The sequence below is a fragment of the Streptomyces brevispora genome (assembly GCF_007829885.1).
Taxonomy (GTDB): domain Bacteria; phylum Actinomycetota; class Actinomycetes; order Streptomycetales; family Streptomycetaceae; genus Streptomyces; species Streptomyces brevispora.
The window spans coordinates 1238462-1261839 of the sequence record NZ_VIWW01000001.1 but is presented as its reverse complement, the minus strand read 5'-3'; the positions used below and the strand labels follow the sequence as shown (position 1 = coordinate 1261839).

Genomic DNA, 23378 nt, shown 5'->3' with positions numbered 1-23378 from the left:
GGTGCTGAGAGCAGATTCGGGATCGGATAGCGTTGAACGCAACTGTTTCCCGTTATTTGCAACTCAGGTCTAGATGGTGAGATCACGATGACGGACTTCGACCTGGACCGGCGCACCCCCACCGGAGCCCTGCAAACCGTCGACCGGGCGCTCCTCGTGCTGCTCGCGTTCGAGCGGAGCAGGCCCGACTGGGGTGTCACCGAGGTCGCCGAGGAGTTCGGCTGGGACACCTCGGTGGCCCAGCGACTGCTCGCCACCCTCGCGGGCCGCGGCTTCCTGGTCTCCGACCCGGCCACCCGCCGCTACCGCATCGGCCCCGCCGTGCTGCGCCTGGGCAGGCTCTGGGAGCGCTCCGGATCGCTGGAGCTGCTCGCCGGACCGGTCCTTGAGGAGCTGCGCAGGGTCACCGGTGACACCGTGCTCTTCTGCCTGCCGGACAGCTTCCACATGCGGTGCGTGGCGGCCGAGGAGGGCGAGACCGGGCCGCTGCGCTACTACCCCCTGGTCGGCGAGCTCTACCCGGCGCACGCCGGGGCGACCAGCAAGTCGTTCTACGCGTACCTGCCGGACGAGCAGCGCCACCGGCTCTTCCGGGGGCGCCCGATGGCCCGGTTCACCGACCGGACCGTGACCGATCCGGATCTGCTGGAGCGGGAGCTGCTGAAGGTACGCGCCCAGGGGTACGCCTGGACGGTCGGCGAGTACGACACCGGCGTCGCGACCGTCGCCGTACCGGTCTTCCTCGGGCGCGAACCGTACGGAAGCCTCAGCCTGGGCGGCGCCGAGGAACGGTTCGAGGGGGCGCCGGAGAACCGGCTCGACGCGCTGCGGAAGGCAGCCGAACTGCTGGAGAGGCGCCTCACCCACCCGCCGCAGCGCCCGAAGCCCCGGTCCCGCCGCACCGGCTGACCGGGTGCCGCGGCACCCGCCCGACCCGAAGAGAACCCAAGAGGAACCCCGTGAATCTGCTCCTGCTCTCCAACTCCACGCAGCACGGCTGCGGTTACCTGGAACACGCCCTCGACACGGTCACCGCGTTCCTGCCCTCCGGCGCCCGCCTCGCCTTCGTGCCGTACGCGCTCGCCGACCACGCGACGTACACCGCGCGCGTCCGCGGTGCCCTGGAACCGGCCGGCATCAGCGTCCGCGGCGTCCATGAGAACGCCGACCCGGTCGCCGAACTCGCCGCGTCCGATGCCGTGTTCATCGGCGGCGGCAACTCCTTCCGGCTGCTGAGCGCGCTCTACCGGACCGGTCTGCGCGACGCCCTGACCGAGGCGGTGCGCGACGGACTGCCGTACATGGGAGCGAGTGCGGGGACGAACATGGCGTCGCCCACCCTGCGGACCACCAACGACATGCCCATCGTGCAGCCGCCGTCCTTCGAGACGCTCGGCCTCGTCCCGTTCCAGATCAACCCGCACTACCTGGACCCGGACCCGGAGAGCACCCACAAGGGCGAGACCCGCGAGGAACGGCTCAACGAGTTCCTGGAGGAGAACGACGTCCCCGTGCTCGGCCTGCGCGAGGGGTCATGGCTGCGGGTCGACGGGCGCCGGGCCCATGTCCAGGGCGCCCTCCCCGCCCGGCTGTTCACCCGCGCCGCGCAGCCGCGGGAGCTCCCGGCGGGGACGGACGTCTCTCATCTCCTCACGACCGCAGCGAGGTTCGACGCTCCCGTGCGCTGACCGTCAGCACCAGATCGGTCTCGGTGGGCCGGCCGGTCGCCGGGTGCGCCGCCGGGTAGGCGCGCGGCGCGTATCCGGCGGCCGATCCGGCCAGGACGAAGCTGCCGCCGGCCGGGGCGGCGAGCGCGTACCGGCCCTCCGCGTCCGTCGTGGTGAGCCCGGCCTGCCCGCCCTGCCGGTCGATCAGGGTGACGTTGGCACCGGAGACCGGGGTCCCGTCCGCTTCGACGACCCGGCCGCGGAAGCCGGAGCCGGCGAGCGGGAGCGGGGTGCCGGAGCCGGCGAGCGGGAGGCCGGACATCCGGGCCGCCGCGTCGCCCGCGCTGCTCGCCAGCAGGACCGGCGCGGCGGCCGACCGCTGCGCCGGCAGGAACGCGGCGAGCACCAGTCCGATCAACACCGCCCCCGTCGCGATCATGAACGAGGTCCGGAACCCCGCCATGCTGGGCACCGCCACCGGCCCCGTCCGCACCGAGGTGTGCGCCAGCACCATGCCGATCACCGCGCTCGACCCCGAGGTGCCGATGGACCGCATCAGGGTGTTGAGCCCGGTGGCCGCGCCCGTCGCCGAGGCGTCGACGGCCCCGATGATCAGCGCGGGCAGCGAGGAGTAGGCGAGCCCGATGCCGGCGCCGAGCAGCACCGCGATCACGACGGTCTGCCAGGCGGCGCTCATCAGGCCGAGCCCGGCCCCGTAGCCGATCGCGATGATCAACAGGCCGAGCATCAGCGACACCTTGGGGCCGTACCGGGCGGACAGCCGGGCGTACAGCGGGGCGACGAGCATCATCGTCAGGCCCAGCGGCGCCACGCACAGCCCGGCGACCACCATCGACTGGCCCAGGCCGTATCCGGTGGACCGCGGCAGCTGGAGCAGCTGCGGCAGGACCAGCGAGACGGCGTAGAAGGCGACCCCGACCATGATCGAGGCGAGGTTGGTGAGCAGCACCTCGCGGCGCGCGGTGGTCCGCAGATCGACCAGCGGCGCGTCACTGCGCAGCTCGAACACCCCCCACAGCAACAGCACCACCAGGGCGGCGGCGATCAGCCCGAGGGTGGCGGGGGAGGTCCAGCCCCAGTCGCTGCCCTTGGTGACGGGCAGCAGCAGGAGGACCAGTCCGGCCGCGAGGCCGAGCGCGCCGATGACGTCGAACCGGCCGGGGGCCCGCAGCGGGGTCTCCGGAACGGCCAGCACGGTCAGCCCCATGGCCAGCACGCCGAGGCCGGCCGAGCCGAAGAAGAGGGTGTGCCAGTCGGTGTGCTGGGCGACCAGGGCGGCGCCGGGCAGCGCGAGTCCGCCCCCCACCCCGATCGAGGAGCTCATCAGGGCCATCGCCGAGCCGAGCTTCTCGCGCGGCAGTTCGTCGCGCATGATGCCGATGCCCAGCGGGATGGCACCCATGGCGAAGCCCTGGAGCGCGCGGCCCACGATCATGATCACGAGATCGTCGGTGAAGGCGCATGTCAGGGAGCCGGTCACCATGACGGCGAGGCTGGCCAGCAGCATCCTGCGTTTGCCGTTGAGGTCCCCGAGCCGCCCCATGATCGGCGTGGAGACGGCTCCGGCGAGCAGCGTCGCCGTCATCACCCAGGTGGCGTTGGACGGATCGGTGTGGAGAAGGGTGGGCAGGTCCTTGATGACGGGGACGAGCAGGGTCTGCATCACCGCCACGGTGATACCCGCGAAGGCGAGCACGGGGACGATTCCCCTGCCCGTCCTCGACATCCGCGGATCGGAAAGCTCCGGGGACTGCTGTTCGTGCGTCGTCTGTGGCATACGTGCGGCCTCCGGGCAGCGGAAGAAGGAGGGAAGGGAAGGCGTGCGGGCCGTGCGGCGGACGGCACCGGCCGCCAAGTGCGTGCACCGTGAAACCTTCCGTACGGCCACGGTATTCCGGTGAACGAGGGGCGAACAGGACACATCCGCGGCCGGGAATGACCACCCGGCGGGAAACAGATGCTCATCTGACCTTCCGTCAGATTGGAACGTGTTCTACTCTTGCGCCGTTCCAGTGGCTGCGACCGGCGAGGATCCGCATGGGCATCGGAATCACCGAAGAACACAGGGAGTTGGCGCAGGCCGTACGGGGGTGGCTCGCACGCGCCGTACCGCCCGGGGAAATACGCAAACTCCTCGACGCGGACGAACCCGCGGCCACCGGCGCACGCCCCGCGTACTGGGACGGGCTGGCCGAACAGGGCCTGCTCGGCATCCATCTTCCCGAGGAATGCGGGGGAGGCGGCGGCGGACTCCTCGATCTGGCCGTCGTCCTCGAAGAGGCGGGACGGGCCGCGCTCCCCGGCCCCTGTCTGGCGAGCACCCTCGCCTCGGCGGTGCTCCACGCGTCGGCGCCGGATGCCTCCGCACTGGTGCGGGACCTCGCCACGGGCCGGCGCACCGGCGCCGTCGCCCTCGGCCCCGGCAGCCTCACCGCCGTCGAGCAGGAGGACGGACACCTGCTCGACGGCGAACTCCCGCCGGTGCTCTGCGCCGACGGGGCCGATCTGCTGCTGCTTCCCGCCGCCTCGGTCACCGGAACCCGCTGGTTCGCCGTCGACACCGCCACCCGGGGACTGGCCGTACGCTCGCACCGCAGCGCCGACCCGACCCGCCCCACCGCCGAGGTCCGGGCCGAGGGGGTCCTGGTCCCCGCCGGGCGCCTGCTGCCCACCGACTCGGGACTCGTCCGCGATCTCGCCGCCGTCCTCCTCGCCGCCGACGCGTGCGGCACCGCGGCCCGATCACTGGACACCGCCACCGAACACGCAAGGATCCGCGAGCAGTTCGGCCGCCCCATCGGACAGTTCCAGGGCGTCAAACACCTCTGCGCGGACATGCTCGTACGCGTCGAACAGGCCCGCGCACTGACCTGGGACGCCGCCCGCGCGGCCACCGAACCCCCGGAGGTGCGGGGCATGGCAGCCGCCCTCGCCGCGGCGACCGCCCTGGACGCCGCGTACGGCTGCGCCAAGGACGCCATCCAGATCCTCGGCGGAATCGGCTTCACCTGGGAGCACGACGCCCATCTTTATCTGCGCCGAGCCCTGGTGGCACGGCAGTTGCTCGGTTCCGGAGACGTCCACCGGCAGCGCGCCGTCCGGCTGGCGGCGGCCGGGGCACGCCGCGGGCTCACCCTGGAACTCCCGCCGGAGGCCGCCGCCCACCGCGCGGCGGCCCGCGACGCCGTCACCGCCGCCCGGGGCCTGGACCCGAAGGCCGCCCGCCGCGCCCTCGCACCCACCGGCTACGCCGCCCCGCACCTGCCCGCGCCCTACGGGCTGGACGCCGGACCCATACAACAACTGGCCGTACAACAGGAGTTGCGCGAACAGGGCGTGAAACTGAGCGACCTCCAGATCGCCACCTGGGTAGTGCCCTCCCTCATCGCGCACGGCACGGCCGCGCAGCAGGACCGCTACCTGCTGCCGACCCTGCGCGGCGAACTCCTGTGGTGCCAGCTGTTCTCCGAACCCGGCGCGGGCTCCGACCTCGCAGCGCTGCGCACCCGGGCGGAGCGGACCCCCGGGGGCTGGCGGATCAACGGCCAGAAGGTGTGGACGAGCGCCGCCCAGTGGGCCGACCACGGCATTCTGCTCGCCCGGACCGACCCGGACGCCCCCAAGCACCAGGGGCTCGGCTACTTCCTCGTGGACATGAAGAACACCGAAGGCATCGACATCCGCCCGCTGAAGGAGATCACCGGCGACTCCCTCTTCAACGAGGTGTACTTCGACGACGTGATCCTGCCCCCCGACGCACTCGTGGGCGAGGCCGACGGCGGCTGGCAGGTCGCCCGCAACACCCTGGGCAACGAACGCGTCCACATGGCCGACCAGATGACCTTCGACACCGGACTGGAAGCCCTCATCGAACGTTCCGCCGGACTCGACGGCGCCTGCCGCGCCAGGATCGGAGCACTCGCCGCCGAGGCCCACGCACTGGCCTGCATCGGGCTGCGCACCACGCTGCAACAGGTCTCCGGACTGGAACCGGGCGCGGGCGCCTCGGTACGCAAGCTCATCCAGACCGCCCACCAGCAGAAGGTCGCCGAACTCACCCTCGAACTCCTGGGCCCCGCGGGTGCGGTGGCCGAGGGAGCGGGCGAACGGGCCGTGCACGGGTTCCTGATGTCCCGCTGCCTGACCATCGCGGGCGGCACCACCCAGGTTCAGCTCAATGTCGTCGCCGAGCGCATCCTCGGCCTGCCGAGGGACTGAGAGGGTCCCGGCGGACCCTCCGAAAGGACACACCATGAAGGCATACATCGTCGGCGTCGGGATGACGAAGTTCGAGAAGCCCGAGACCCGCGACTGGCAGTACTGGGACATGGCGAAGGAGGCCGGCACGGCGGCGCTCGCCGATGCCTCCGTCGCGTACGAGGACGTCCAGCAGGCCGCGGTCGGCTACTGCTTCCAGGCCTCCACCGCAGGACAGCGCGCCGTCTACGAACTCGGCCTGACCGGGGTACCCGTCTACAACGTCAACAACAACTGCGCCACCGGCTCCACCGCGCTGATGATGGCCCGGCAGTTCGTCGAGGGCGGCGGCAGCGACTGCGTCCTCGCGCTCGGCTTCGAGAAGATGGCGCGCGGATCGCTCGGCGGCGGCGGATCCGACGGCGGCGCTGGTGATTTCAGGACGTCCCCGGTCGCCCGGCACTACGGGATCATGGCCGCCGCCCACGGCTTCGAGATGACCCCGCCCACCGCCCAGATCTTCGGCAACGCCGCCCGCGAACACATGCACGAGTACGGCACCACCGAGGCACAACTCGCCGCCGTCGCGGCCAAGAACCACCGCCACTCGGCCGGCAATCCGTACGCCCAGTTCCAGGACCCGTACACCGTCGACGAGGTCCTCGCCGCCAAAACCGTCCACCACCCCCTGACCCGGCTCCAGTGCTCGCCCACCTCCGACGGGGCAGCAGCCGCCGTCGTCGTGTCGGAACGCTTCGTCGACCGGCACGGGCTCGGCGAGCGGGCCGTCGAGATAGCGGCCCAGGCCATGACGACCGACACCGAGGACTCCTTCGCCTCCGGCACCTGCATCGACGCGGTCGGCCTGCCCATGTCACGAGCCGCGGCCCAGCAGGTGTACGCGGCCTCCGGCCTCACCGCCGCCGACCTCGACGTCATCGAACTCCACGACTGCTTCTCCATCAACGAACTCCTCACCTACGAGGCGCTCGGGCTCTGCGGCGAGGGCGAGTCCGGTGCGCTCGTCGAGTCCGGCGCCACCACCTACGGCGGCCGCTGGGTGGTCAACCCCTCCGGCGGCCTGATCTCCAAGGGGCACCCGCTCGGCGCCACCGGAATCGCCCAGGCCGCCGAACTCACCTGGCAGCTCAGGGGCGAGGCCGGTGCCCGCCAGGTGCCGGACGCACGCACCGGACTCGCCCACAACATCGGGCTCGGCGGCGCGGCCGTGGTGACACTCCTGCGCCGCTGAGGATCCGGAGCACCCGCAGGCCGTTCCGGTGCGGTGCCGGTCCTACGCCGCCGGACCGAGCCCGGTACGGACCCGAAACCGATGTACGGGGTGCGGGCGGCTGCGATTATGACGCCATGGTTGACGTCTCGACGCCCGCACGCCGTACCGCCCGGCCCCGTACCCGCACCTGGGCGGTGGTGCTCGCCGCGTGCGTCGGCCAGTTCCTCGTCGTACTGGACGTGTCCGTCGTCAACGTGGCCCTCCCGTCCATGCGCACCGACCTGGGGCTGAGCACCACCGGACTCCAGTGGGTGCTCAGCGCCTACTCGATCGCGTTCGCCGGATTCATGCTGCTCGGCGGCCGGGCCGCCGACATCTACGGCCGCAAGCGGATGTTCCTCGTCGGCCTCGGCCTGTTCACCGCCGCCTCACTGGCCGGCGGACTCGCCCAGGACGGCTGGCAGCTGATCGCCGCCCGCGCCGCGCAGGGACTCGGCGCCGCCGTGCTCGCCCCCGCGACCCTCACCCTGCTCACCGAGGCCGTCCCCGAAGGGCCCGCCAGGACGAAGGCCATCGGCACCTGGATGGCGGTCGGCGCGGGCGGCGGCGCGACCGGCGGACTGATCGGCGGGGTGCTCACCGACGCGATCTCCTGGCGCTGGGTCCTGCTGATCAACGTGCCGGTCGGCGTGCTCGTCCTCACCGGCGCCGCGATCTGGCTCGCCGAGGGCCGGGCCGGCGAGCGGAGCCGTATCGACTTCCTGGGCGCGCTGCTCGTCACCGCGGGCCTCGCCGCCGTCGCGTACGGCATCGTACAGACCGAGGAGTCGGGCTGGACCGCGGCGGCGACCCTCCTGCCGCTGCTGGGCGGACTGGCGGTGCTCGCCCTGTTCGTCCTGGTGGAGGCCCGCACGGCGAAGCCGCTGATGCCGCTGAGGGTGCTCGGGTCACGGGCGGTGGCCTCGGCGAACGTGGCGATGTTCGTGATCGGCTCGGCGACGTTCTCCATGTGGTACTTCATGACGGTGTACGCACAGAACGTGCTGGGCTACACCGCGCTGGAGGCCGGGCTCGCCCTGATGCCCACCTCGGTCGCCGTCGTGGTCGGCTCCAAGTGCGCACCCCGGCTGATGGCCCGGACCGGGGCGAAGAACCTGGCGCTCGTCGGTACGGCGGTCGCCGCCGCGGGTTTCGGCTGGCAGTCCACGATGACGGCCGACGGCTCCTACCTCACCGCGGTCTGCCTGCCCGGCGTGCTGATGATGACCGGAACCGGCCTCGCGGCCACCCCGCTCGCCTCACTCGCCACCTCGGGCGCGGCCCCCGGCGAAGCCGGCCTGGTCTCCGGCCTCGTCAACACCTCCCGCACGATGGGCGGCGCACTCGGCCTGGCCGTGCTCTCCACGGTCGCCGCGTCCCGCACGGGAGGCGGCACAGGCCCGGCGGAACTCACGGCCGGCTACGCACTGGCCTTCCGGACGGCGGGCACGGTACTGCTCGCCGGAGTGCTGCTGATGCTCCTCTGGCTGCCGCGCCACCGCTCCGTGCGGCGCTGAGAACCGGGTACGGGGTCCGGCGGCGCGTTCACCGCGCGCTGCCCGGTGACGGCCGCGCCGCTCCGAGCCGTTCGTACAACGTCACCCGCCGGCCCCGAACCCGCTCGTCCGCGACCACGGTGAAGTACTTCTTCAGTACGGCGGCCTTCACCCTGTCCCGCCGTCCCGCCGGCGGTCTCGCCACGTCCGGTGAGTCCGTCACCAGCAGGATGCGCCGCTGAGCCAGCATCGCGCCCCGTATGCGAGCCGGGTCCGCCTCGACGCCCTTCAGCGTGCCGGACTCCTGCGGGCTCCGCGTCAGAGCGATGTCCCGCAGACCGGTGAAGGCGTCGGGGGAGACCAGCTTCGTGTCGCGCCGTTCCGCCGGTACGAACAGCACCGCTGTGCCGGGCCCCTTGAGCCGCCGTACGTCCGCCGTCATCGCGAGCACATCGTCCACCCGGCTCCCCGGCGAGCGCGTGGCCAGCGCCTGCGGCAGCAGCGCCACCACCGACACGGCGATCAGTGCGGGGCCGAGCCACCTCGCCGCCCCCGGTATCCGGGGCGAGGCCGCCCGTACCGCCGTCTCCAGCCCGGCACCGATCAGCAGCGCCAGACCCAGCATGCTGAACAGCACGTACCGGTCCAGGAACAGCGGCTTGACCAGGGAGAGACCGATCAGGCCGAGCTGCGGCACCGCCAGCAGCGGCAGCCCGACGGCCGCCACGGACAGCCGGCCTTCCCGATGCGGGCCTTCCTGCGACGGGCTTTCCTGCGACGGGCCTTCCCATTGCGGGTCTTTCCGCGGCCGGTCGAGCAGGGCCCCGAGGCCGCCGATCGTGAGCAGGACCGCCGGGCCTATCAGCATGTGCCAGGTCAGCGGAGGTATCCACGCCACCTGCCCCGACTGGCTCCGGCTGAACAGGATCAACGGCAGCGCACCCGCCGCGGCGGCCGCCGAGGCCGCCGCCCAGCGCACCCAGGTGCCGCGCCCGGCCCTCGTCCGGACCAGGGTCACCAGGTGCGCGGGCAGGATCAGCAGCGACAGCCAGTTCAGCAGCGCGCAGACGAGGACCGTGCCCCCGTACGCCACCCAGTACGTCCCCCGGCCGCGACCCTGGAGCAGGTTCACCAGCAGCAGGGTCGAGATCCCGGCCCCGGCCGCGACCAGTGCGTACGGGCGGCCCTCCTGGAGATGGAACTGCACGGCCGGAAGCAGACCGAACACCATCCCTCCCCCCAGGGCCGCCCAGGGCCCGGCCAGCCGCCGGCCGATGACCGCGACACAGGCCGCCGCCACCGCCGTGGCCAGTACGGAGGGCAGCCGCAGGGTCGTGATACTCGGCCCGAACCATCCGAACAGCCCATGCATCAGCAGGTAGTAGAGCCCGTGCACCGCGTCCACGTGCGTCAGCAGGTGCCGTATCTCGCCGGCCGGCCGCACGGCCACCAGCCAGGTCGCGGCCTCGTCCCGCCACACGCTGTGCTGCCGCGACAGCCCCCAGAGGCCCAGGGCGAGGGTCCACAGCGCGGCGACGGTCCAGATGGGCAGGCCGCGTCGGAGAACGGCTGCGCGCGATGTCATGAAGATGGTCGGGCCCCCGGGTGACGGTACGGAACGAAGCGGACGGTTCAAACAGGCGGCGGAGAGCTGCCGACAGAGAGCTGCCGACGGAGAGCCTCCGGCAGAGAACTGCCGGCCTCAGAGCCAGCCCTGCTGGCGGGCCGCCCGGACCGCTTCCATCCGGTTGCGGGTGCCCGTCTTGCCGATCGCCGACGACAGGTAGTTGCGTACCGTCGACTCCGACAGACGCAGCTTCACCGCGATGTCGGCGACCGTCGCCCCGTCCACCGACGCGATCAGCGCGTCGCGCTCCCGGGCGGTCAGCGGGCTCGGGCCCGCGCTCAGGGCGGCGGCGGCCAGCGCCGGGTCGATGACGGTCTCCCCCCTCAGCACCCGGCGGATCGCGTCGGCGAGTTCCTCGACCGGTCCGTCCTTGACCAGGAAGCCCGCCGCCCCGGCCTCCATGGCCCGCCGCAGATAGCCGGGCCGGCCGAAGGTGGTGAGGATCAGCACCCGGCAGTCCGGCACCTCTTCACGCAGATCGGCCGCCGCGTCGAGTCCGCTGCGCCCCGGAAGCTCGATGTCCAGCAGCGCCACGTCGGGCCGGGACGTCAGCGCGGCGGCCACGATCTCGTCGCCCGCGCCCACCTGGGCCACCACCTCGATGTCCGGCTCCAGCCCGAGCAGCAGGGCGAGCGCGCCCCGCATCATGCCCTGGTCCTCGGCGAGCAGCACTCGTACGGACTTGACCGGCCGGTGATCCTGCGGCATCTCGTTCACGGGGGACAGGGTATGGGCCGTGGCCTGTCGGGGCGATGCGACGCGGGTCCGGGGCACGCGAGAGCCCTGTGATCGCGAAACCCGCCGGCTCACGATGGCCCACCTGTGCGAGCTATGACGGTCCGTCACTGACAGATCGTCTGAGTTGCTGTTGATGCGATTCGTCGCCGCTTCACGGAACCGATTCGCTGCAACGGAACCTGAATATTCACGCGATCATGTCAGGATCGACCCGGCCCTGACGTACGTGCGCCAGACGGCCAGGTAGCCGCACTCGTCGAACAGAGCGGTGGCCGGCAGTAAATGAACCACCACCCGGGCGGGAAGACCGAGATCCGTCCGCCACCGGCCCCACAGCCGTAAGTTCACGGCCTTGTTCGTTGGGGCCTGCCGTTTGGATCACGCCGGGCTCACGTGCCCCGGTGCGGCCTGATCGAAGCGGAAGACCCTAGTCGTGCAAGAGGTCTCCGAACTCCCAGGAGTGCCCCGGCGCGTGGTCGACGAACAGCGTGCAGGCCTGTTGCCGCAGGGGAGCAAGGGCGGGGTCCACCATCTCGCACGGCTCGGCGCAGACGTAGGTGAAGTGGTCGCCGTCCCAGCGCACCCACACGTCGAAGGTGCCGCGCCCCATGTCCTCAAGATGACCGGCGTGCTCGTCGGTATGCCCCTGGGCCAGTTCGCAGACGAGCCAGTGGGGCAGCCCCGGACTCCCCGCTTGCTGATGAGCTTGCGCGGTCTCGGACCAAGGCGGACAGGCGCGGGAATTGCAGTGGATCACCGTTGGGCCTCCGCTTGAGGGGACGTGGCACCCGGTCCGTGCGGCGCGCGGCAGCACACGGACGGGGAGGGGGCTCGGGAGCGCCGTACCCGGCCACGGCACGACGTGACCGGACGGGCCACCCGGCGAGTGTCAACAGCAGGCCGGCAGCCGGGTCGAGCACGGTGAGCACGTCGGGTCCTCCGCCCTCCAGCCGCGCCATCGCGTGGTCCTGCTGGTCCGGGTCGTGTGCCCACGCCCGTAGCCCGTTCGGGACGGCGGGGCTCTGAAAGCCGATCGGCCGGACGTCCCGCGTGCCGGACGGTTGGGGCTCGGGCGCGCCGAGCCCGTCCGCGAGCCGATGCGCCTGCCGTCGCAGCCACCGGAGCGCGAGCCGGCGGTTCGGCAGGGTGGCCCTGCCGAGCGAGACGGCCCTCCCACCGGTCGTCGCGGTGATCTCCGCCAGATAGCGGACGCCGTTCACGCGGCGTGCTCCCCGGCCGGGAGCTGGACCACCGCTCGCAGCGCCTTGGCTGCCGCTTCCGTGAACGCCGCCGACTCGGCCGTATCCGCGAGGTGTTCGGCAAGCGCGCGGTCCAACTCGGCGCGGAACAGCGCGCGGGTTTCGGGGTCCGACGCGATGCGGTCCAACTCGGCGTCCAGGTCGTGCTCCGGGACTCTCACAGCACCTCACCCCGACTCCGCGCGTTGCACCGCGCGTTCTGGGCTCGCAGCCGCTCCATGGCATCCGCGGGACGTACGTGCTCGGGCTCGGCCTCCCACTCCTGCCCGCCGCACATCGGTCGCAGCGACCAGTACGGGCCGGCGAGCCCCCGGAACTCGCCGATCCTGTTCGCGTGGGCCGTGTCCACCATGAGGGTGCCGGGGGCGGGTACGTGGGCGGGTTCCTGTCCATCCGTGGGAACGATTTGCGCACTCATCGCCGCTCCTCTCCGTAGCGGTTTCGCTACTCACGGCGTTCAGAGTGACCTAGAGTTGGAGTGTCCTCAACTTGGCTGTTTTGCTTGATGAGTTAGGAACTCACGTGGTCAACCGGAAGGCATTGGACCCCGAGACTTCGCCCGCGCAGGCGTTTGGTCAGCGCTTACGGCAAGCGCGGGACGAGCGCGGGTGGACGCAGGACGAGCTGGCCGTACGCATGGGCCTGACCGGGTCGCATGTTTCCGCCGTCGAAACTGGCCGCCGCCCACCAACTAACCGCTTCGCGCGTAGTGCTGACAGGGCACTCGGCACCGGAGACAAGTTCGAGCGAATGACCCGCGCGCTCAAGAACACCTCGCTCCTGGAGGGGTTCACGGACTTCGTCACCCACGAGGTACGAGCCGTAGAGATCAGGCTGTTCGAGCTCGGGATCGTTCCGGGTCTTCTCCAGACTCCGGAGTACGCGGCAGCGATCACTACGGGTGCCGTGCGGCGCGGAGCGATCACGGAGCAGCAGGCGGAAGAACGGCTGACGCTCCTCACGAAGAGGCAGGCATCCCTGGAGCGGACGCCCCCACCGCTTGTGTACGTCGTCCTTGACGAGAGCTGCATTCGGCGGGTGGTGGGCGGCCCCCGTGTCATGGCGGAACAGCTTGACCGGCTCGCCGCGTTCGCCGAGCTGCCGTCCACCGTCGTGCAAGTCGCTCCGTTCGATCTTGGTGAGCGGCGGTCGTTCGACCTGCCTGTTCACTTGCTGACCTTGCCGGACCGGGCTCAGCTCGCTTATGCCGAATCCGCACAGCAAGGTCGACTGGAGCGCGATATGCGGTTCGTGCAGCCTCTGTTGACGGCCTACCATCAACTACAGGCCGAAGCGCTGTCTCAAGCGGCATCCGTGGCCATGATCCAAAAGGAAAGAAAGGGCACCCCGTGACGACCGAATCCCCCCGCTGGTTCAAGTCCTCCTACAGCAGCAACGGCGGCGCGTGCGTTGAGATCGCAGCCAACCTTGCCGTCTCACGCGGCGTGGTACCCGTCCGCGACTCCAAGGATCTGAGCGGCCCCACGCTGTCCTTCCCCGTCGCCTCCTTCGTCTCCTTCGTGGCGGGCGTCAAGGCCGGAGGCTTCGGCACCGTCTGAGCAATCGATTCAGCGTCGCCCCAGCGTGCCCGGCAGGGTGGGGCTTTGCTGCGGCGCGAGTCCTACGACCGTTCAGTGGTTTCCGGCTGCACCGGCCTAGGTGTTCTGTCCACGGAGGTTGGTGCGGATTCCACGGCCTGGGGATCTTGAACGAGTGAGGGCCTTCCGGGTTCGGTGTGGATTGCGATATCTCCACCGAACGATCAGGAGGCCCTCATGCCCCACCGTAATGCGCCCCTGACCGAGACCGGACGTCTGCGTCTGGCCCCCGGCGTGCTCGACGCCCTGGAGAAGGCCGCGGAGGAGGAGAAGGCTCGGTCAAAGGGGGCGCCGAAGAAGAACAAACCGGGCCGGGAGCCGATGGCGTTGCTGAGCGAAGACGCCTCCGGCGCCGCCGCAAGCTCCCACTGAAGGCCGCCCTGCTCGGAACCTCGCGGGGCGGGCAGACCAGCAAGGTCCACATCTGTCAGTCACCGCGGGGGCGCCAGCGGCGAGCCTGCCGGACCGCGACAGCGCTTGCCCATATCCACATGAGAATGCCGATAGCCAGGACGGTGCTTGCCGCCCACGTGGTCAGCGCTCGGGTAAGGAAAGCATCGTCGGTCGCGGAGACCGGGTCCGCCAAGCCGGCCGCGGCAGCGCTGCCTGCCAGCCCTGCCAGGAGGAGTGGCATGAATACAGACCATGCAGCACTCGTGCGGAAGACGCGAAGTCCACCGGTCAGCACGGACAGGGGTGCGAGTGCCCGCCCGTGGCGCAGAAACTCTGCCATGGCACCGAGACCAGCGGTGACTGCGAGCACAGCGACGCCGATCAAGCCGAGCAAGGTACTCCAACGCCCCTGATCCCGGTTGGGGATTCCGGCGGTCAGCTCGTCCTCCCCCGGAGCCCCGGCACGGGCTCCGCGCGGAAGCACTTCGTGGCTCAGTCGCTTGACAGCGGCGACGGGAACGGCATGCCCGTCACGTCGGACGAAGACGAGGGGTGCCTCCTCAGTGGAGGCCGCCGCGCGATGGGCGAGCTCGCGGAGGTCTGTACGGTGAACCTCCGTCACCAGAGCGGTTATGTGGAGTCCATCTGATCAGTTCCTGGAGTCTGGGGTCTCGTGGTGCCCCGTTGATGCGGACTGTGGCTGCGGGGCACTGCAGATGGAAGACGGCAAGAGCTGGGCAGTCGCGCTGGTCACCGATCCCCGCGATGCGCGAGGATTGCGGTATCCGGCCCTCCCGTTGCTGTGCGCGGCCGTCTCGGCGGTGCTGACCGGGGCCCGCTCACTCATCGCGATCAGCGAGTGGATCACAGATGCCCCGCAGCAGGTGCTGAGCGCTCTCGGCTTCGCGGCCGACCCGCTCACCGGTCTGCGGCCGGTGCCGCACGCCGCAACCGTGCGCCGTCTGCTGCAGCGTGTGGACGGTGACGCGCTGGACGCGGCGATCAGCGCGTATCTGCAGGCAAGAACGCCGGCGCCAGCCGATCCGGCGTCGGAGAAAGGGCTGGTGCGACGAGTGATCGCCGTCGAGGGCAAGGTGGTCCGCGGATCGCGAACCGCAACGGCCGCGGCGATCCAGCTGCTGGCGGCGATGGATCACCATGGCGTGGTCCTGGCCCAGCGGCAGGTCGCCTCCAGGAGCAACGAGATCCCTTCCTTCGCGCCGTTGCTGGACGGTCTCGAGCTGGAGAACATGGTGGTGACCGCCGACGCCCTGCACACCCAGCACGGCCACGGGGCCTATCTGACCAGTCGCGGCGCGCACTGCGTAGCCGTCGTGAAGAAGAACCATCCGGGCCTGTATGCCCAGGTCAGGAAGCTGTCCTGGCGGGACGTCCCGCTCGGGCACCGTACTCGCGACCGCGCCCACCACCGCGATGAGATCCGCCGGCTCAAGGTCGCCGCGTTCAGCCACCTCGACTGCCCCGGCGCCCGCCAGACGATCCAAGTCGTGCGGTGCCGACGCGACTTGAGTACTGGGAAGCTGACCATCGAGAGCGTCTACCTGATCACCAGCCTGAACGTCTTCGACGCCACCTGCACCGAGCTCGCCACCTGGATCAGAGGCCACTGGGGCATCGAAAACCTCCTGCATCACGTGCGCGACCGCACGTTCCGCGAGGACGACTCCAAGGTTCGCACCGGCACCCTGCCCCGCGCCATGGCCTCCCTGCGCAACCTCGCCATCAGCGTCTTCCGCCAGGACGGCCAGACCAACATTGCCGCCGCCCTCCGCCACACCGGCCGCGACTACCACCGGCCCCTACGAGCCCTCGGTCTCACGTGACGAACCCGGACAGATCCCGATCATGCAATGACCCTGGAACCCGCCCCCCAACGTCATTCCGCGGACGTTCATCAGAGGGAAGCACGTCGCGTTACAGAAGTTGATCGTTGTAGCGCCAAAGATCGCATGCTCGTTGGAAGCCAGGCCGTTGAGAATACCCGCCTCGGCGTGGCCGGCTGCCTGGGCGAACTCCTCTTCGTCCCGGAGTGACCAGGCTGGCGATTGCACCGCCGCCGTTGATCCCGATGCGGATCGTGACAGGGCTTCGACGTGATGGGGGGCTACCGATCCGCTCTTACTCGGAAGACCTGGTCATCCTTGATCGAGCCAGGAATGGGGAATTCCTGCATCAGCGGGCTCGGATCCGTGGCGGGAACGAAAACTTCAGCCCAGAAGACATGCCCCGCAACGACGTAATCGTACGGATTGTCTTCGGAGACTCGGAAGAGTGCGCTCTCTCCCCAGCTACGCCCGGCCCTCCGCTCTTCGGCGCGCAAGGCTTCTGGGCCCGCGTCCGACAGGCTGAGGCCTGCGTACCGATCAGCCAGCGAGATTCGGGAGACATCCTGGAACAAGACGTCGAAGACCCGAGGGGCATCCCCCTCCTCACCCCTCGACAATCCGCGAAGCAGGATCTTGCTGTGGCCTACTCCAATAGCCCACGGCTTGAACGTGCCCTGCAGAGCCAGCGGGAGATTTCCCTCCACCAATTGGTACGTCACTTGAACTTGGCCCTTGCCTATTTTTCGGTACGTCGACTGAATCCATAGAAGTTTACCTGTCCCATGAGACCGGCTTCATTGGCCTGGATCAATTCCCATTGTGTCCACATGCGCTGCTTTCCGGGCGTCTCCAGTGCGATCTTCAGAGCCTTCGCGGGCCCCTGACTCGCGCCTGGGAGACCGTCGAGCAGGAAGGAAAGTCGTGCTTCGCCTGCCTTCATCCGGCAGGGCGCTGGCGATCGATAACTCATTGGTTTGGGTGGGCTGTTGGCCGGTAGGGTGCGGGTGTCGGAGGGGATCAAGGCGGGGCTGGTGGATGTGTTCGGTCTGCTGCTGCCGCATCTGGATGAGCGGCAGCAGCGCCTGGTACTGGGGGCCGCGTCCCGTGTCCTGGGCCATGGCGGGATCCGTACGGTGGCCGGTGCGGCCGGGGTGGCGGAGTCCACGGTGTCGCGCGGGAAGCGTGGGGAGGAGCCCGAGGGTCGGGTCCGGGCGCCGGGTGCGGGTCGGAAGTCTTTACGGGAGGCTGATCCCGATTTGGCGCCCGCGCTGTTGGCGCTGGTTGAGCCGGATCAGCGTGGTGATCCGGAGTCTCCGCTGCTCTGGACGGTGAAGTCCACCCGGAAGCTGGCGGCGGAGCTGACGCGCCAGGGGCGCCGGATCGGTCCGGACACGGTGGCCGCGCTGTTGAAGGCGGAGGGCTTCTCGCTGCAGGGCACCTCGCGGACCACCGAGGGGGCCCGCCACCCGGGCAGGGACGCCCAGTTCCACTACATCAACGACCAGGTCAAGGCGTATCTCGCCGACGGGCAACCGGTCGTCAGTGTGGATGCCAAGAAGAAGGAGGCCCTGGGCAACTACGCATTCATCGGAAGCGAGTGGCACCGTGCCGGACAGCCGGTCGAGGTCCGCGCGCACGACTTCCCGGAGAAGGGCGCCCAGAAGGCGGTGCCGTACGGGATCTACGACATCGGCGCGGACGCGGGCTGGGTGTCGGTGGGCTGCGACGGGGACACCTCCGCCTTCGCGGTGGCCACCTTGCGCCGCTGGTGGGACGGCGAGGGGCAACGCCGCTACCCCGCGGCATCCCGCCTGCTGATCACCGCTGACGCCGGGGGCTCCAACGGCTACCGCGTCCGTGCCTGGAAGAGTCAACTCGCCGATTTCGTCCACGAGACCGGACTGGAGGTGACGGTCTGTCACTTTCCGTCGGGGACGTCGAAATGGAACAAAATAGAACACAGACTGTTCTCTCAGATCAGCATCAACTGGCGAGGAAGGCCGCTGACCAGCCATGAAATCGTGGTCAACACCATCGGCGCCACCACGACGCGCACCGGACTTGCGATCCATGCCGAGTTCGACCCCGGCGCCTACCCCACCGGCCTGACCGTGCCCGACGCGGTGATGGACTCCTTGCCGCTGACCGAGCACGAGTGGCACGGGAAGTGGAACTACACCCTGCGGCCCGAACCGCCCGCCGCGGTCACGGCGCCGCGCAGCGAGGATCGGACCCAGCCGGAGGACCGGGCCCCGAACTGGCTGCACCACCCGGTGATCTGCGGCATGGAAACACACGAGTTCGCCGCGCTCCTGGCCGACGTCGAGCAGTACGTCCTCGACCACCCACCCATCAGCCTGCACCACAAGCGGGCCCGGCACCGCACCTTGCGGCGCGGCCCGCTCTCGCTGTCCGACCGGCTGCTGGCCACCGTGATCCGACACCGCTGGAAGACACAAGTCAGGACACTGACCGCACTGTTGGGCTCACCCAGGGAGGCGGTCGGCGACGCGGTCCACGAGATCACCCCGGTCCTGGAAGGACTCAGCCACCCCATCAAGCCCGCCCCGATCACCGCAGCCACCGCCCAGGAACTCGCGAACCTCATCGGACAGCACGGCACCAAAACGATCAGTAATTAATCGCCAGCTCCCTGGGTGTGAACCCACACGCGCACCTCCTACTTTTCGGTTGTTGCACATAACCTGGTGTACATGGGGGTGCATGCTTGCTGCGCGGCGTAATGTCCGACGTCCTTCACCGCTTGACTCAGCGCTATCCGAGCAGGCCGCCCTGCTCCCATCGCGCTTTCGCGCGGGGCTACTACCGATGGAGGCGGCATCAGCGACCTTAAGCGCGCTCCACCCCGGCAGGCCTGTGGCCCTCGGCGCATCCGCAGGCAGTGCCCGCTGGAAGCGCGTGGGCGCCTCGGTCGCCGCCCTCGTCCTCGGCCTGGAGGGGATCACTGGTCCCTCCACGTGGACCGACGAGATCGTCACCATAGATGTGGCTCGGCGATCCCGGCCACAACTGATGCAATTATTGCAACAGGTGGACGCGGTATATGGCCTGCACTACGTCTTTGTGTACCTGACCGGGCAGGTCGCCGGGGTCAGTGAGTTCGCCATGCGGTTGCCTTCCGCGATAGCTGTGGCCGCCGCGGCAGCCGGCCTGTCTTGGCTTGGGCGGTTGCAGTACTAGTCGTCCGACGTGCCCGACGCGTCCGCCGGGAGCTCAGCCGTCACCACGAAGCCGCCGCCCGGTCCCGGGCCCGCCTCCAGGGAGCCGCCTGCCGCCGCCAGCCGTTCGGAGAGGCCCTTCAGACCGGTGCCACCGATGCCCGGGGTGGGCGGTGCGGCCGGGTTCCGGCCGTCGTCGGTGACCGTCAGCCTGACCCGGTCCGAGGTTCCGTCGATCACGAACGCGCAAGCGGTGGCGGCGGAGTGGCGCAGGACGTTCGTCACGGCCTCCCGGGCCACCCAGCCGAGCAGCGCCTCCGTCTGCGGCGCGAGCGGCGGCCCGGAGCGGCGGACGGTCGGTTCCATGCCGGCGGCGGTCAGCGCGGACCTGGCCCGGTCGAGCTCGGTGGCCAGGCTGCCCTCGCGGTAGCCGGTGACCGCCTCACGGATCTCGGTGAGCGCCTGCCGGCCGACCGACTCGATGTCGGCGACCTGCTGGAGTGCCTGGTCCATGTCGTGCGGCGCGATCCTGCGCGCGGCCTCCGACTTGACGACGATCACCGAGATGGTGTGGCCCAGCAGATCATGCAGATCACGGGAGAAGCGCAGCCGCTCCTTCTCGACGGCGGCGCGGGCCAGTTCCTGCCGGGTGGAGCGCAGTTCCATCACCGTCTCCGACAGGGTGAGCAGCGCGGCCGTCACCGCACCGGAGATGAACGTGCCGTAGGCCAGCGTCCACGGCGTCGACGCGCTGTCCTTGTGCCACACCGCGACGACGCACGCGGCCACGGCGAGCACGAGCAGACCGACCGCCAGCCACTGTTTGCGCAGGACGGTCCCGCAGGCCAGCGAGAGCAGCGGGAAGAACAGCAGCCAGCTGCCGCCGTACCCGGCCGCGAGCCCCAGCGTGACGGCGGTCAGCGCGGCCAGCAGCACGTACGTCAACCGGCTCTCGCGCGCCCTCTTGTCGAAGCCCCGGACCACCACCGCGATGTAGAGGGAGTTGAAGGCGAACAGGCCGATGCCGCCGATCCAGGGATTGGGGGTGTCGCCCTGGAACAGATTGGAGAAGGCGCCCAGGCCCAGCAGCAGCCAGGGGAGCAGGACGTAGGGGCCGGGAGGTCCCGGACGCCGGTGCTCCCTCCTCCACTGCCGTCGTTCCGCACGCTGCCTGCGCCGTACCTCGCGCGCTTGTGATCCGCTCCCGATCATGTCCACTCCCGTCACACGGTCCTCGCGGACCGACGGTACGAGACCACGGCGTACGTGCCGAACAGCAGCAGCCACGCGGCGAGTACACCGATGGTCGTGGCGCCGGGTGCGCGGCCGTCGGTGGCCGCCCAGCCCAGTTCCGCGAACCGGTTGGCGGGGGTGAACCCGCCGATGGAGCCCAGCCAGCCGGGAAGCAGCTCCAGCGGGAACCACAGCCCGCCGACGATCGCGAACCCCATCAGGCACGCGACGTTGACCACGCCGGTGCCCTGCGGGGTCAGCCGGTAGCCGTTGCCGATTCCGAGCAGGGTGAAGGGCAGGGCGCCGATCCACAGGAGCAGGACCAGAGCGATCCACTGCCAGGGTGCCAGCCGCACCCCGTTGACCAGTCCGCCGGCCAGCAGCACGGTGAGGATCGTCGGGAGCACCGTCACCGAACCGCTGATCGCACGGCCCACGACCGCCTGCGACGGGGACAGCGGGGTGACCCGCAACTGCTGCAGCCAGCCGAGGGACTTGTCGGAGGCGACGCCCGTACCGATCGACATCGCCGAGCCCAGCGCCCCGTACGCGGCCATGCCGACCATCGCGGTGGTCTTCCAGCCGTCGACGCCCTCGCCGCCGCCGATGTTGGTGAACAGCAGATACATCATCACCGGCATCCCGGTACCGAAGATCAGGAAGAAGCCGTCGCGCAGGGTCCGGCGGATTTCGAGCACGATGTACTGGAACATCAGACAGTCTCCTTGCGGTCGGTCCGGCTCTCCGGAGCAGCCGTAGAGGTGAGGGAGAGGAACGCGGCCTCCAGCGTGGCCAGGGAGACCTGGAGGTTCCGGATCAGGCCCAGCCGGGCGAGCTCCACGACGGTGGCGTCCGAGTCGTCCGTGTGCAGCAGCGCCCGGTCCCCGGTGACCTCGACGGTGACGACGCCGGGCAGCAGCTCAAGCCCCTCGGTCGGTCCGCCCGCCAGGTCGAAGGAGACCAGGTGGTGGCCGGCCGCGCCCTTGATGGTCTCGCCGCTGCCGTCCGCGACGATCCGGCCCCGGTCGATGACGACGATCCGGTCGGCGTTCTCGTCGGCCTCCTCCAGGTAGTGGGTGGAGAAGATCACCGTGTTGCCGCGCCGGGCGTAGGCCCGCATGGAGTTCCAGAAGGCGCGGCGCCCGTCCACGTCCAGGGCCGCGGTCGGCTCGTCCAGCACGATCAGTTCAGGGTTTCCGGCCAGTGCGACGGCGAACCGGACCCGTTGGATCTGGCCGCCGGAGAGCTTGTCGATCCGCCGGTTCGCGTACTCCGCGACGCCCGCCAGGCCCAGCGCCTCGGTGACCGGCATCGGGCTCGGATAGGTGGAGGCGACGAAGGCGATCAGTTCGCGGACGGTCACCCGCTGGATGGGCCGCCCGTCCTGGAGCATCGCGCCGACCAGACCGGCCCGCACCGCCTGCTCGGGGGAGCGGTCCAGTACCCGCACACTGCCGGAGTCCGGCGCGTTCAGGCCGAGCAGCAGGCTGATGGCGGTGGACTTTCCCGCGCCGTTGCGGCCGAGCAGCGCGACGGTCTCACCCCGTTCGATGGTCAGCCCGATCCCGTCCACGGCCCGCACGCTCTGCCCGGCCCGGCCGAAGGTCTTCACCGCGCCGGTGAAGACCACCGCGGCCCCGTTCCCCGTTGTCTGTTTCATGGACATGACGCTACGGATCCCGGGCCCGCCCCGGCAGAGGCGCATGTACGGACTTCGCGATGACAAATGTCATCGCGGAGTCCGTACATGCCGAGGCGAACCGGGTGGCCGGATCGCGATCCGAAAGCAGATCTGACATAACGTCAGGATGCTTCACAACTGCCGGGCGCTGCGTTATACATAGGGCCACCGGCTAGAACGCGTTCTAGAACGGACGCGGCTTCCGGTCCCGCACGACCTCGGTGCGGCCGACGGTGCGGACGGCCGCGCCGAGGTCTTCCCACCATCAAGGAGCAGCTTTCCCATGCCCATTGATGCCGCAGAGGCGGTTGCCGCCGAACCCCGCTCGACGCCGATCAGCTGGGACCACAAGGACATCCAGCTCTACCATCTGGGTCTCGGGGCGGGGACGGCTCCGGGCCGGCCCGGAGCCGCGACCGACCCGGACGAGCTGCGCTACACGCTGGAGTCCCGGCTCCACGTCCTGCCGAGCTTCGCCACCGTCGCGGGCGCCGGCCTCGCGATGGCCGGCGGCCTCGCGGCGCCCGGCGTCGACGTCGACCTCGCCGCCGTGCTGCACGGCGGCCAGTCCGTACGTCTGCACCGGCCGATTCCGGTACGGGGCAACGCCGTTCAGACCTCGAAGGTCGCCGCGCTGTACGACAAGGGCAAGGCGGCGGTCCTCGTGCTGCGTACCGAGGCCACCGACGACGACGGCCCGCTGTGGACCAACGACGCCCAGATCTTCGTGCGCGGCGAGGGCGGCTTCGGCGGCGAGCGCGGCCCCTCCGAACGGCTCGCCCTGCCCGACCGCGCCCCGGACCGGGTGGTGGAGCGGCCGGTGCGGCCCGACCAGGCGCTGCTCTACCGGCTCTCCGGGGACTGGAACCCGCTGCACGCCGACCCGGAGTTCGCCAAACTGGCCGGCTTCGACCGGCCGATCCTGCACGGACTCTGCACCTACGGGATGGCGCTCAAGGCGGTGGCCGACACCCTGCTGGACGGCGATGTGTCCCGCATCGGCTCGTACCGCACCCGGTTCGCCGGGATCGTCTTCCCGGGCGAGACCCTCCGTATCCGGATGTGGGCCGCGGACGGCCAGGTCCAGGTGGTGGTGACCGCCGTCGAACGCGACGACGCACCGGTCCTCGCCGACACGCTCGTCGAACACTCCTGAAGCACGCACCGCA

Annotated in this window: 22 protein-coding genes; 13 read left to right on the top strand and 9 right to left on the bottom strand. The window is 70.3% G+C overall.

Annotation, left to right across the window (positions count from 1 at the left end):
• Positions 1-87: 87 nt before the first annotated feature.
• Both FHX80_RS05880 and pepE read left to right on the top strand, forming a co-directional pair.
• Positions 88-909, top strand: coding sequence for an IclR family transcriptional regulator (locus tag FHX80_RS05880; RefSeq protein WP_145763226.1), 822 nt, complete (start codon positions 88-90; stop codon positions 907-909).
• 50 nt (positions 910-959) lie between these two features.
• Positions 960-1688: a dipeptidase PepE gene (gene pepE, locus FHX80_RS05875; RefSeq protein WP_145763225.1), complete on the top strand. Its 729-nt coding sequence runs from the start codon at positions 960-962 to the stop codon at positions 1686-1688.
• On the opposite strand, the gene FHX80_RS05870 is transcribed toward pepE, so the two are convergent.
• Positions 1651-3465, bottom strand: coding sequence for an MFS transporter (locus FHX80_RS05870; RefSeq protein WP_145763224.1), 1815 nt, complete (start codon positions 3463-3465; stop codon positions 1651-1653). The genes pepE and FHX80_RS05870 overlap by 38 nt on opposite strands.
• Before the next feature lie 260 nt (positions 3466-3725).
• Between FHX80_RS05870 and FHX80_RS05865 the strand changes: the two genes are divergently transcribed.
• The 3 genes from FHX80_RS05865 (at position 3726) to FHX80_RS05855 (ending at position 8675) form a co-directional block, all read left to right on the top strand.
• Positions 3726-5906 (top strand): acyl-CoA dehydrogenase family protein, encoded by a 2181-nt coding sequence (locus FHX80_RS05865; protein WP_145763223.1) that lies wholly within the window; start codon positions 3726-3728, stop codon positions 5904-5906.
• Positions 5907-5940: 34 nt separating this feature from the next.
• Entirely contained in the window at positions 5941-7137 is a 1197-nt protein-coding gene (locus FHX80_RS05860) for a lipid-transfer protein (protein WP_145763222.1), read from the top strand.
• Positions 7138-7253: 116 nt separating this feature from the next.
• A complete protein-coding gene (locus FHX80_RS05855) occupies positions 7254-8675 on the top strand; it encodes an MFS transporter (RefSeq protein ID WP_145763221.1) in 1422 nt (473 codons plus the stop codon).
• Positions 8676-8703: 28 nt separating this feature from the next.
• On the opposite strand, the gene FHX80_RS05850 is transcribed toward FHX80_RS05855, so the two are convergent.
• The 5 genes from FHX80_RS05850 to FHX80_RS05825 all read right to left on the bottom strand — a co-directional run bounded on the left by FHX80_RS05850 (position 8704) and on the right by FHX80_RS05825 (position 12696).
• A complete protein-coding gene (locus FHX80_RS05850) occupies positions 8704-10239 on the bottom strand; it encodes a glycosyltransferase family 39 protein (RefSeq protein ID WP_145763220.1) in 1536 nt (511 codons plus the stop codon).
• Positions 10240-10356: 117 nt separating this feature from the next.
• Positions 10357-10989 carry a response regulator transcription factor gene (locus FHX80_RS05845; RefSeq protein WP_145767100.1) on the bottom strand — a complete coding sequence of 211 codons (633 nt, stop codon included), beginning with the start codon at positions 10987-10989 and terminating at the stop codon, positions 10357-10359.
• 457 nt (positions 10990-11446) lie between these two features.
• A complete protein-coding gene (locus FHX80_RS05840) occupies positions 11447-11629 on the bottom strand; it encodes a hypothetical protein (protein ID WP_145763219.1) in 183 nt (60 codons plus the stop codon).
• Positions 11630-12235: 606 nt separating this feature from the next.
• Entirely contained in the window at positions 12236-12439 is a 204-nt protein-coding gene (locus FHX80_RS05830; RefSeq protein ID WP_145763218.1) for a hypothetical protein, read from the bottom strand.
• Positions 12436-12696: a hypothetical protein gene (locus FHX80_RS05825; protein ID WP_145763217.1), complete on the bottom strand. Its 261-nt coding sequence runs from the start codon at positions 12694-12696 to the stop codon at positions 12436-12438. The genes FHX80_RS05830 and FHX80_RS05825 overlap by 4 nt, the downstream gene beginning before the upstream one ends.
• Before the next feature lie 104 nt (positions 12697-12800).
• Here FHX80_RS05825 and FHX80_RS05820 point away from each other — a divergent pair, with 104 nt between their 5' ends.
• The 7 genes from FHX80_RS05820 (at position 12801) to FHX80_RS05795 (ending at position 19317) form a co-directional block, all read left to right on the top strand.
• The gene (locus tag FHX80_RS05820; RefSeq protein ID WP_145767099.1) at positions 12801-13631 is read left to right on the top strand and encodes a helix-turn-helix domain-containing protein; all 831 of its coding nucleotides are present in this window, start codon (positions 12801-12803) and stop codon (positions 13629-13631) included.
• Positions 13628-13837: a DUF397 domain-containing protein gene (locus tag FHX80_RS05815; protein ID WP_145763216.1), complete on the top strand. Its 210-nt coding sequence runs from the start codon at positions 13628-13630 to the stop codon at positions 13835-13837. Before FHX80_RS05820 ends, FHX80_RS05815 begins: the two co-directional genes overlap by 4 nt.
• 216 nt (positions 13838-14053) lie before the next feature.
• A complete protein-coding gene (locus FHX80_RS35095; protein ID WP_208764587.1) occupies positions 14054-14248 on the top strand; it encodes a hypothetical protein in 195 nt (64 codons plus the stop codon).
• A 508-nt stretch (positions 14249-14756) separates the two neighbouring features.
• Entirely contained in the window at positions 14757-14918 is a 162-nt protein-coding gene (locus FHX80_RS34600) for a hypothetical protein (RefSeq protein ID WP_167523366.1), read from the top strand.
• 67 nt (positions 14919-14985) lie between these two features.
• Positions 14986-16113: an ISAs1 family transposase gene (locus tag FHX80_RS05805; RefSeq protein ID WP_145763215.1), complete on the top strand. Its 1128-nt coding sequence runs from the start codon at positions 14986-14988 to the stop codon at positions 16111-16113.
• A 1034-nt stretch (positions 16114-17147) separates the two neighbouring features.
• Positions 17148-18758: an ISAzo13 family transposase gene (locus FHX80_RS05800; protein ID WP_145767098.1), complete on the top strand. Its 1611-nt coding sequence runs from the start codon at positions 17148-17150 to the stop codon at positions 18756-18758.
• Positions 18759-19035: 277 nt separating this feature from the next.
• On the top strand, positions 19036-19317 hold the full coding sequence (locus tag FHX80_RS05795) for a hypothetical protein (RefSeq protein ID WP_145763214.1): 282 nt from the start codon (positions 19036-19038) through the stop codon (positions 19315-19317).
• Here the strand turns inward: FHX80_RS05795 and FHX80_RS05790 are convergent.
• Genes FHX80_RS05790 through FHX80_RS05780 form a run of 3 tightly spaced genes read right to left on the bottom strand, consistent with a single transcriptional unit; the run spans position 19314 to position 22158 of the window.
• Complete coding sequence (locus FHX80_RS05790) at positions 19314-20507, bottom strand: sensor histidine kinase (protein ID WP_145763213.1); 1194 nt, start codon at positions 20505-20507, stop codon at positions 19314-19316. The genes FHX80_RS05795 and FHX80_RS05790 overlap by 4 nt on opposite strands.
• 11 nt (positions 20508-20518) lie before the next feature.
• Positions 20519-21241, bottom strand: a complete 723-nt coding sequence (locus FHX80_RS05785) for an ABC transporter permease (protein WP_145763212.1) — start codon at positions 21239-21241, stop codon at positions 20519-20521.
• Positions 21241-22158 (bottom strand): ABC transporter ATP-binding protein, encoded by a 918-nt coding sequence (locus FHX80_RS05780; RefSeq protein WP_145767097.1) that lies wholly within the window; start codon positions 22156-22158, stop codon positions 21241-21243. Before FHX80_RS05780 ends, FHX80_RS05785 begins: the two co-directional genes overlap by 1 nt.
• 334 nt (positions 22159-22492) lie before the next feature.
• Between FHX80_RS05780 and FHX80_RS05775 the strand changes: the two genes are divergently transcribed.
• The gene (locus tag FHX80_RS05775) at positions 22493-23365 is read left to right on the top strand and encodes a MaoC/PaaZ C-terminal domain-containing protein (RefSeq protein ID WP_145763211.1); all 873 of its coding nucleotides are present in this window, start codon (positions 22493-22495) and stop codon (positions 23363-23365) included.
• Positions 23366-23378 lie beyond the last annotated feature (13 nt).

Excerpts from the sequence above, each read along its gene's own strand:
- FHX80_RS05845 (WP_145767100.1), bottom strand. The coding sequence starts at position 10,989 with ATGCCGCAGGATCACCGGCCGGTCAAGTCCGTACGAGTGCTGCTCGCC.
- FHX80_RS05880 (WP_145763226.1), top strand. The coding sequence starts at position 88 with ATGACGGACTTCGACCTGGACCGGCGCACCCCCACCGGAGCCCTGCAA.
- FHX80_RS05825 (WP_145763217.1), bottom strand. The coding sequence starts at position 12,696 with ATGAGTGCGCAAATCGTTCCCACGGATGGACAGGAACCCGCCCACGTA.
- FHX80_RS05865 (WP_145763223.1), top strand. The coding sequence starts at position 3,726 with ATGGGCATCGGAATCACCGAAGAACACAGGGAGTTGGCGCAGGCCGTA.
- FHX80_RS05850 (WP_145763220.1), bottom strand. The coding sequence starts at position 10,239 with ATGACATCGCGCGCAGCCGTTCTCCGACGCGGCCTGCCCATCTGGACC.
- FHX80_RS05855 (WP_145763221.1), top strand. The coding sequence starts at position 7,254 with ATGGTTGACGTCTCGACGCCCGCACGCCGTACCGCCCGGCCCCGTACC.
- FHX80_RS05790 (WP_145763213.1), bottom strand. The coding sequence starts at position 20,507 with ATGATCGGGAGCGGATCACAAGCGCGCGAGGTACGGCGCAGGCAGCGT.
- FHX80_RS05860 (WP_145763222.1), top strand. The coding sequence starts at position 5,941 with ATGAAGGCATACATCGTCGGCGTCGGGATGACGAAGTTCGAGAAGCCC.
- FHX80_RS05785 (WP_145763212.1), bottom strand. The coding sequence starts at position 21,241 with ATGTTCCAGTACATCGTGCTCGAAATCCGCCGGACCCTGCGCGACGGC.
- FHX80_RS05775 (WP_145763211.1), top strand. The coding sequence starts at position 22,493 with ATGCCCATTGATGCCGCAGAGGCGGTTGCCGCCGAACCCCGCTCGACG.
- FHX80_RS05870 (WP_145763224.1), bottom strand. The coding sequence starts at position 3,465 with ATGCCACAGACGACGCACGAACAGCAGTCCCCGGAGCTTTCCGATCCG.
- FHX80_RS35095 (WP_208764587.1), top strand. The coding sequence starts at position 14,054 with ATGCCCCACCGTAATGCGCCCCTGACCGAGACCGGACGTCTGCGTCTG.
- FHX80_RS05840 (WP_145763219.1), bottom strand. The coding sequence starts at position 11,629 with ATGGGGCGCGGCACCTTCGACGTGTGGGTGCGCTGGGACGGCGACCAC.
- FHX80_RS05805 (WP_145763215.1), top strand. The coding sequence starts at position 14,986 with ATGGAAGACGGCAAGAGCTGGGCAGTCGCGCTGGTCACCGATCCCCGC.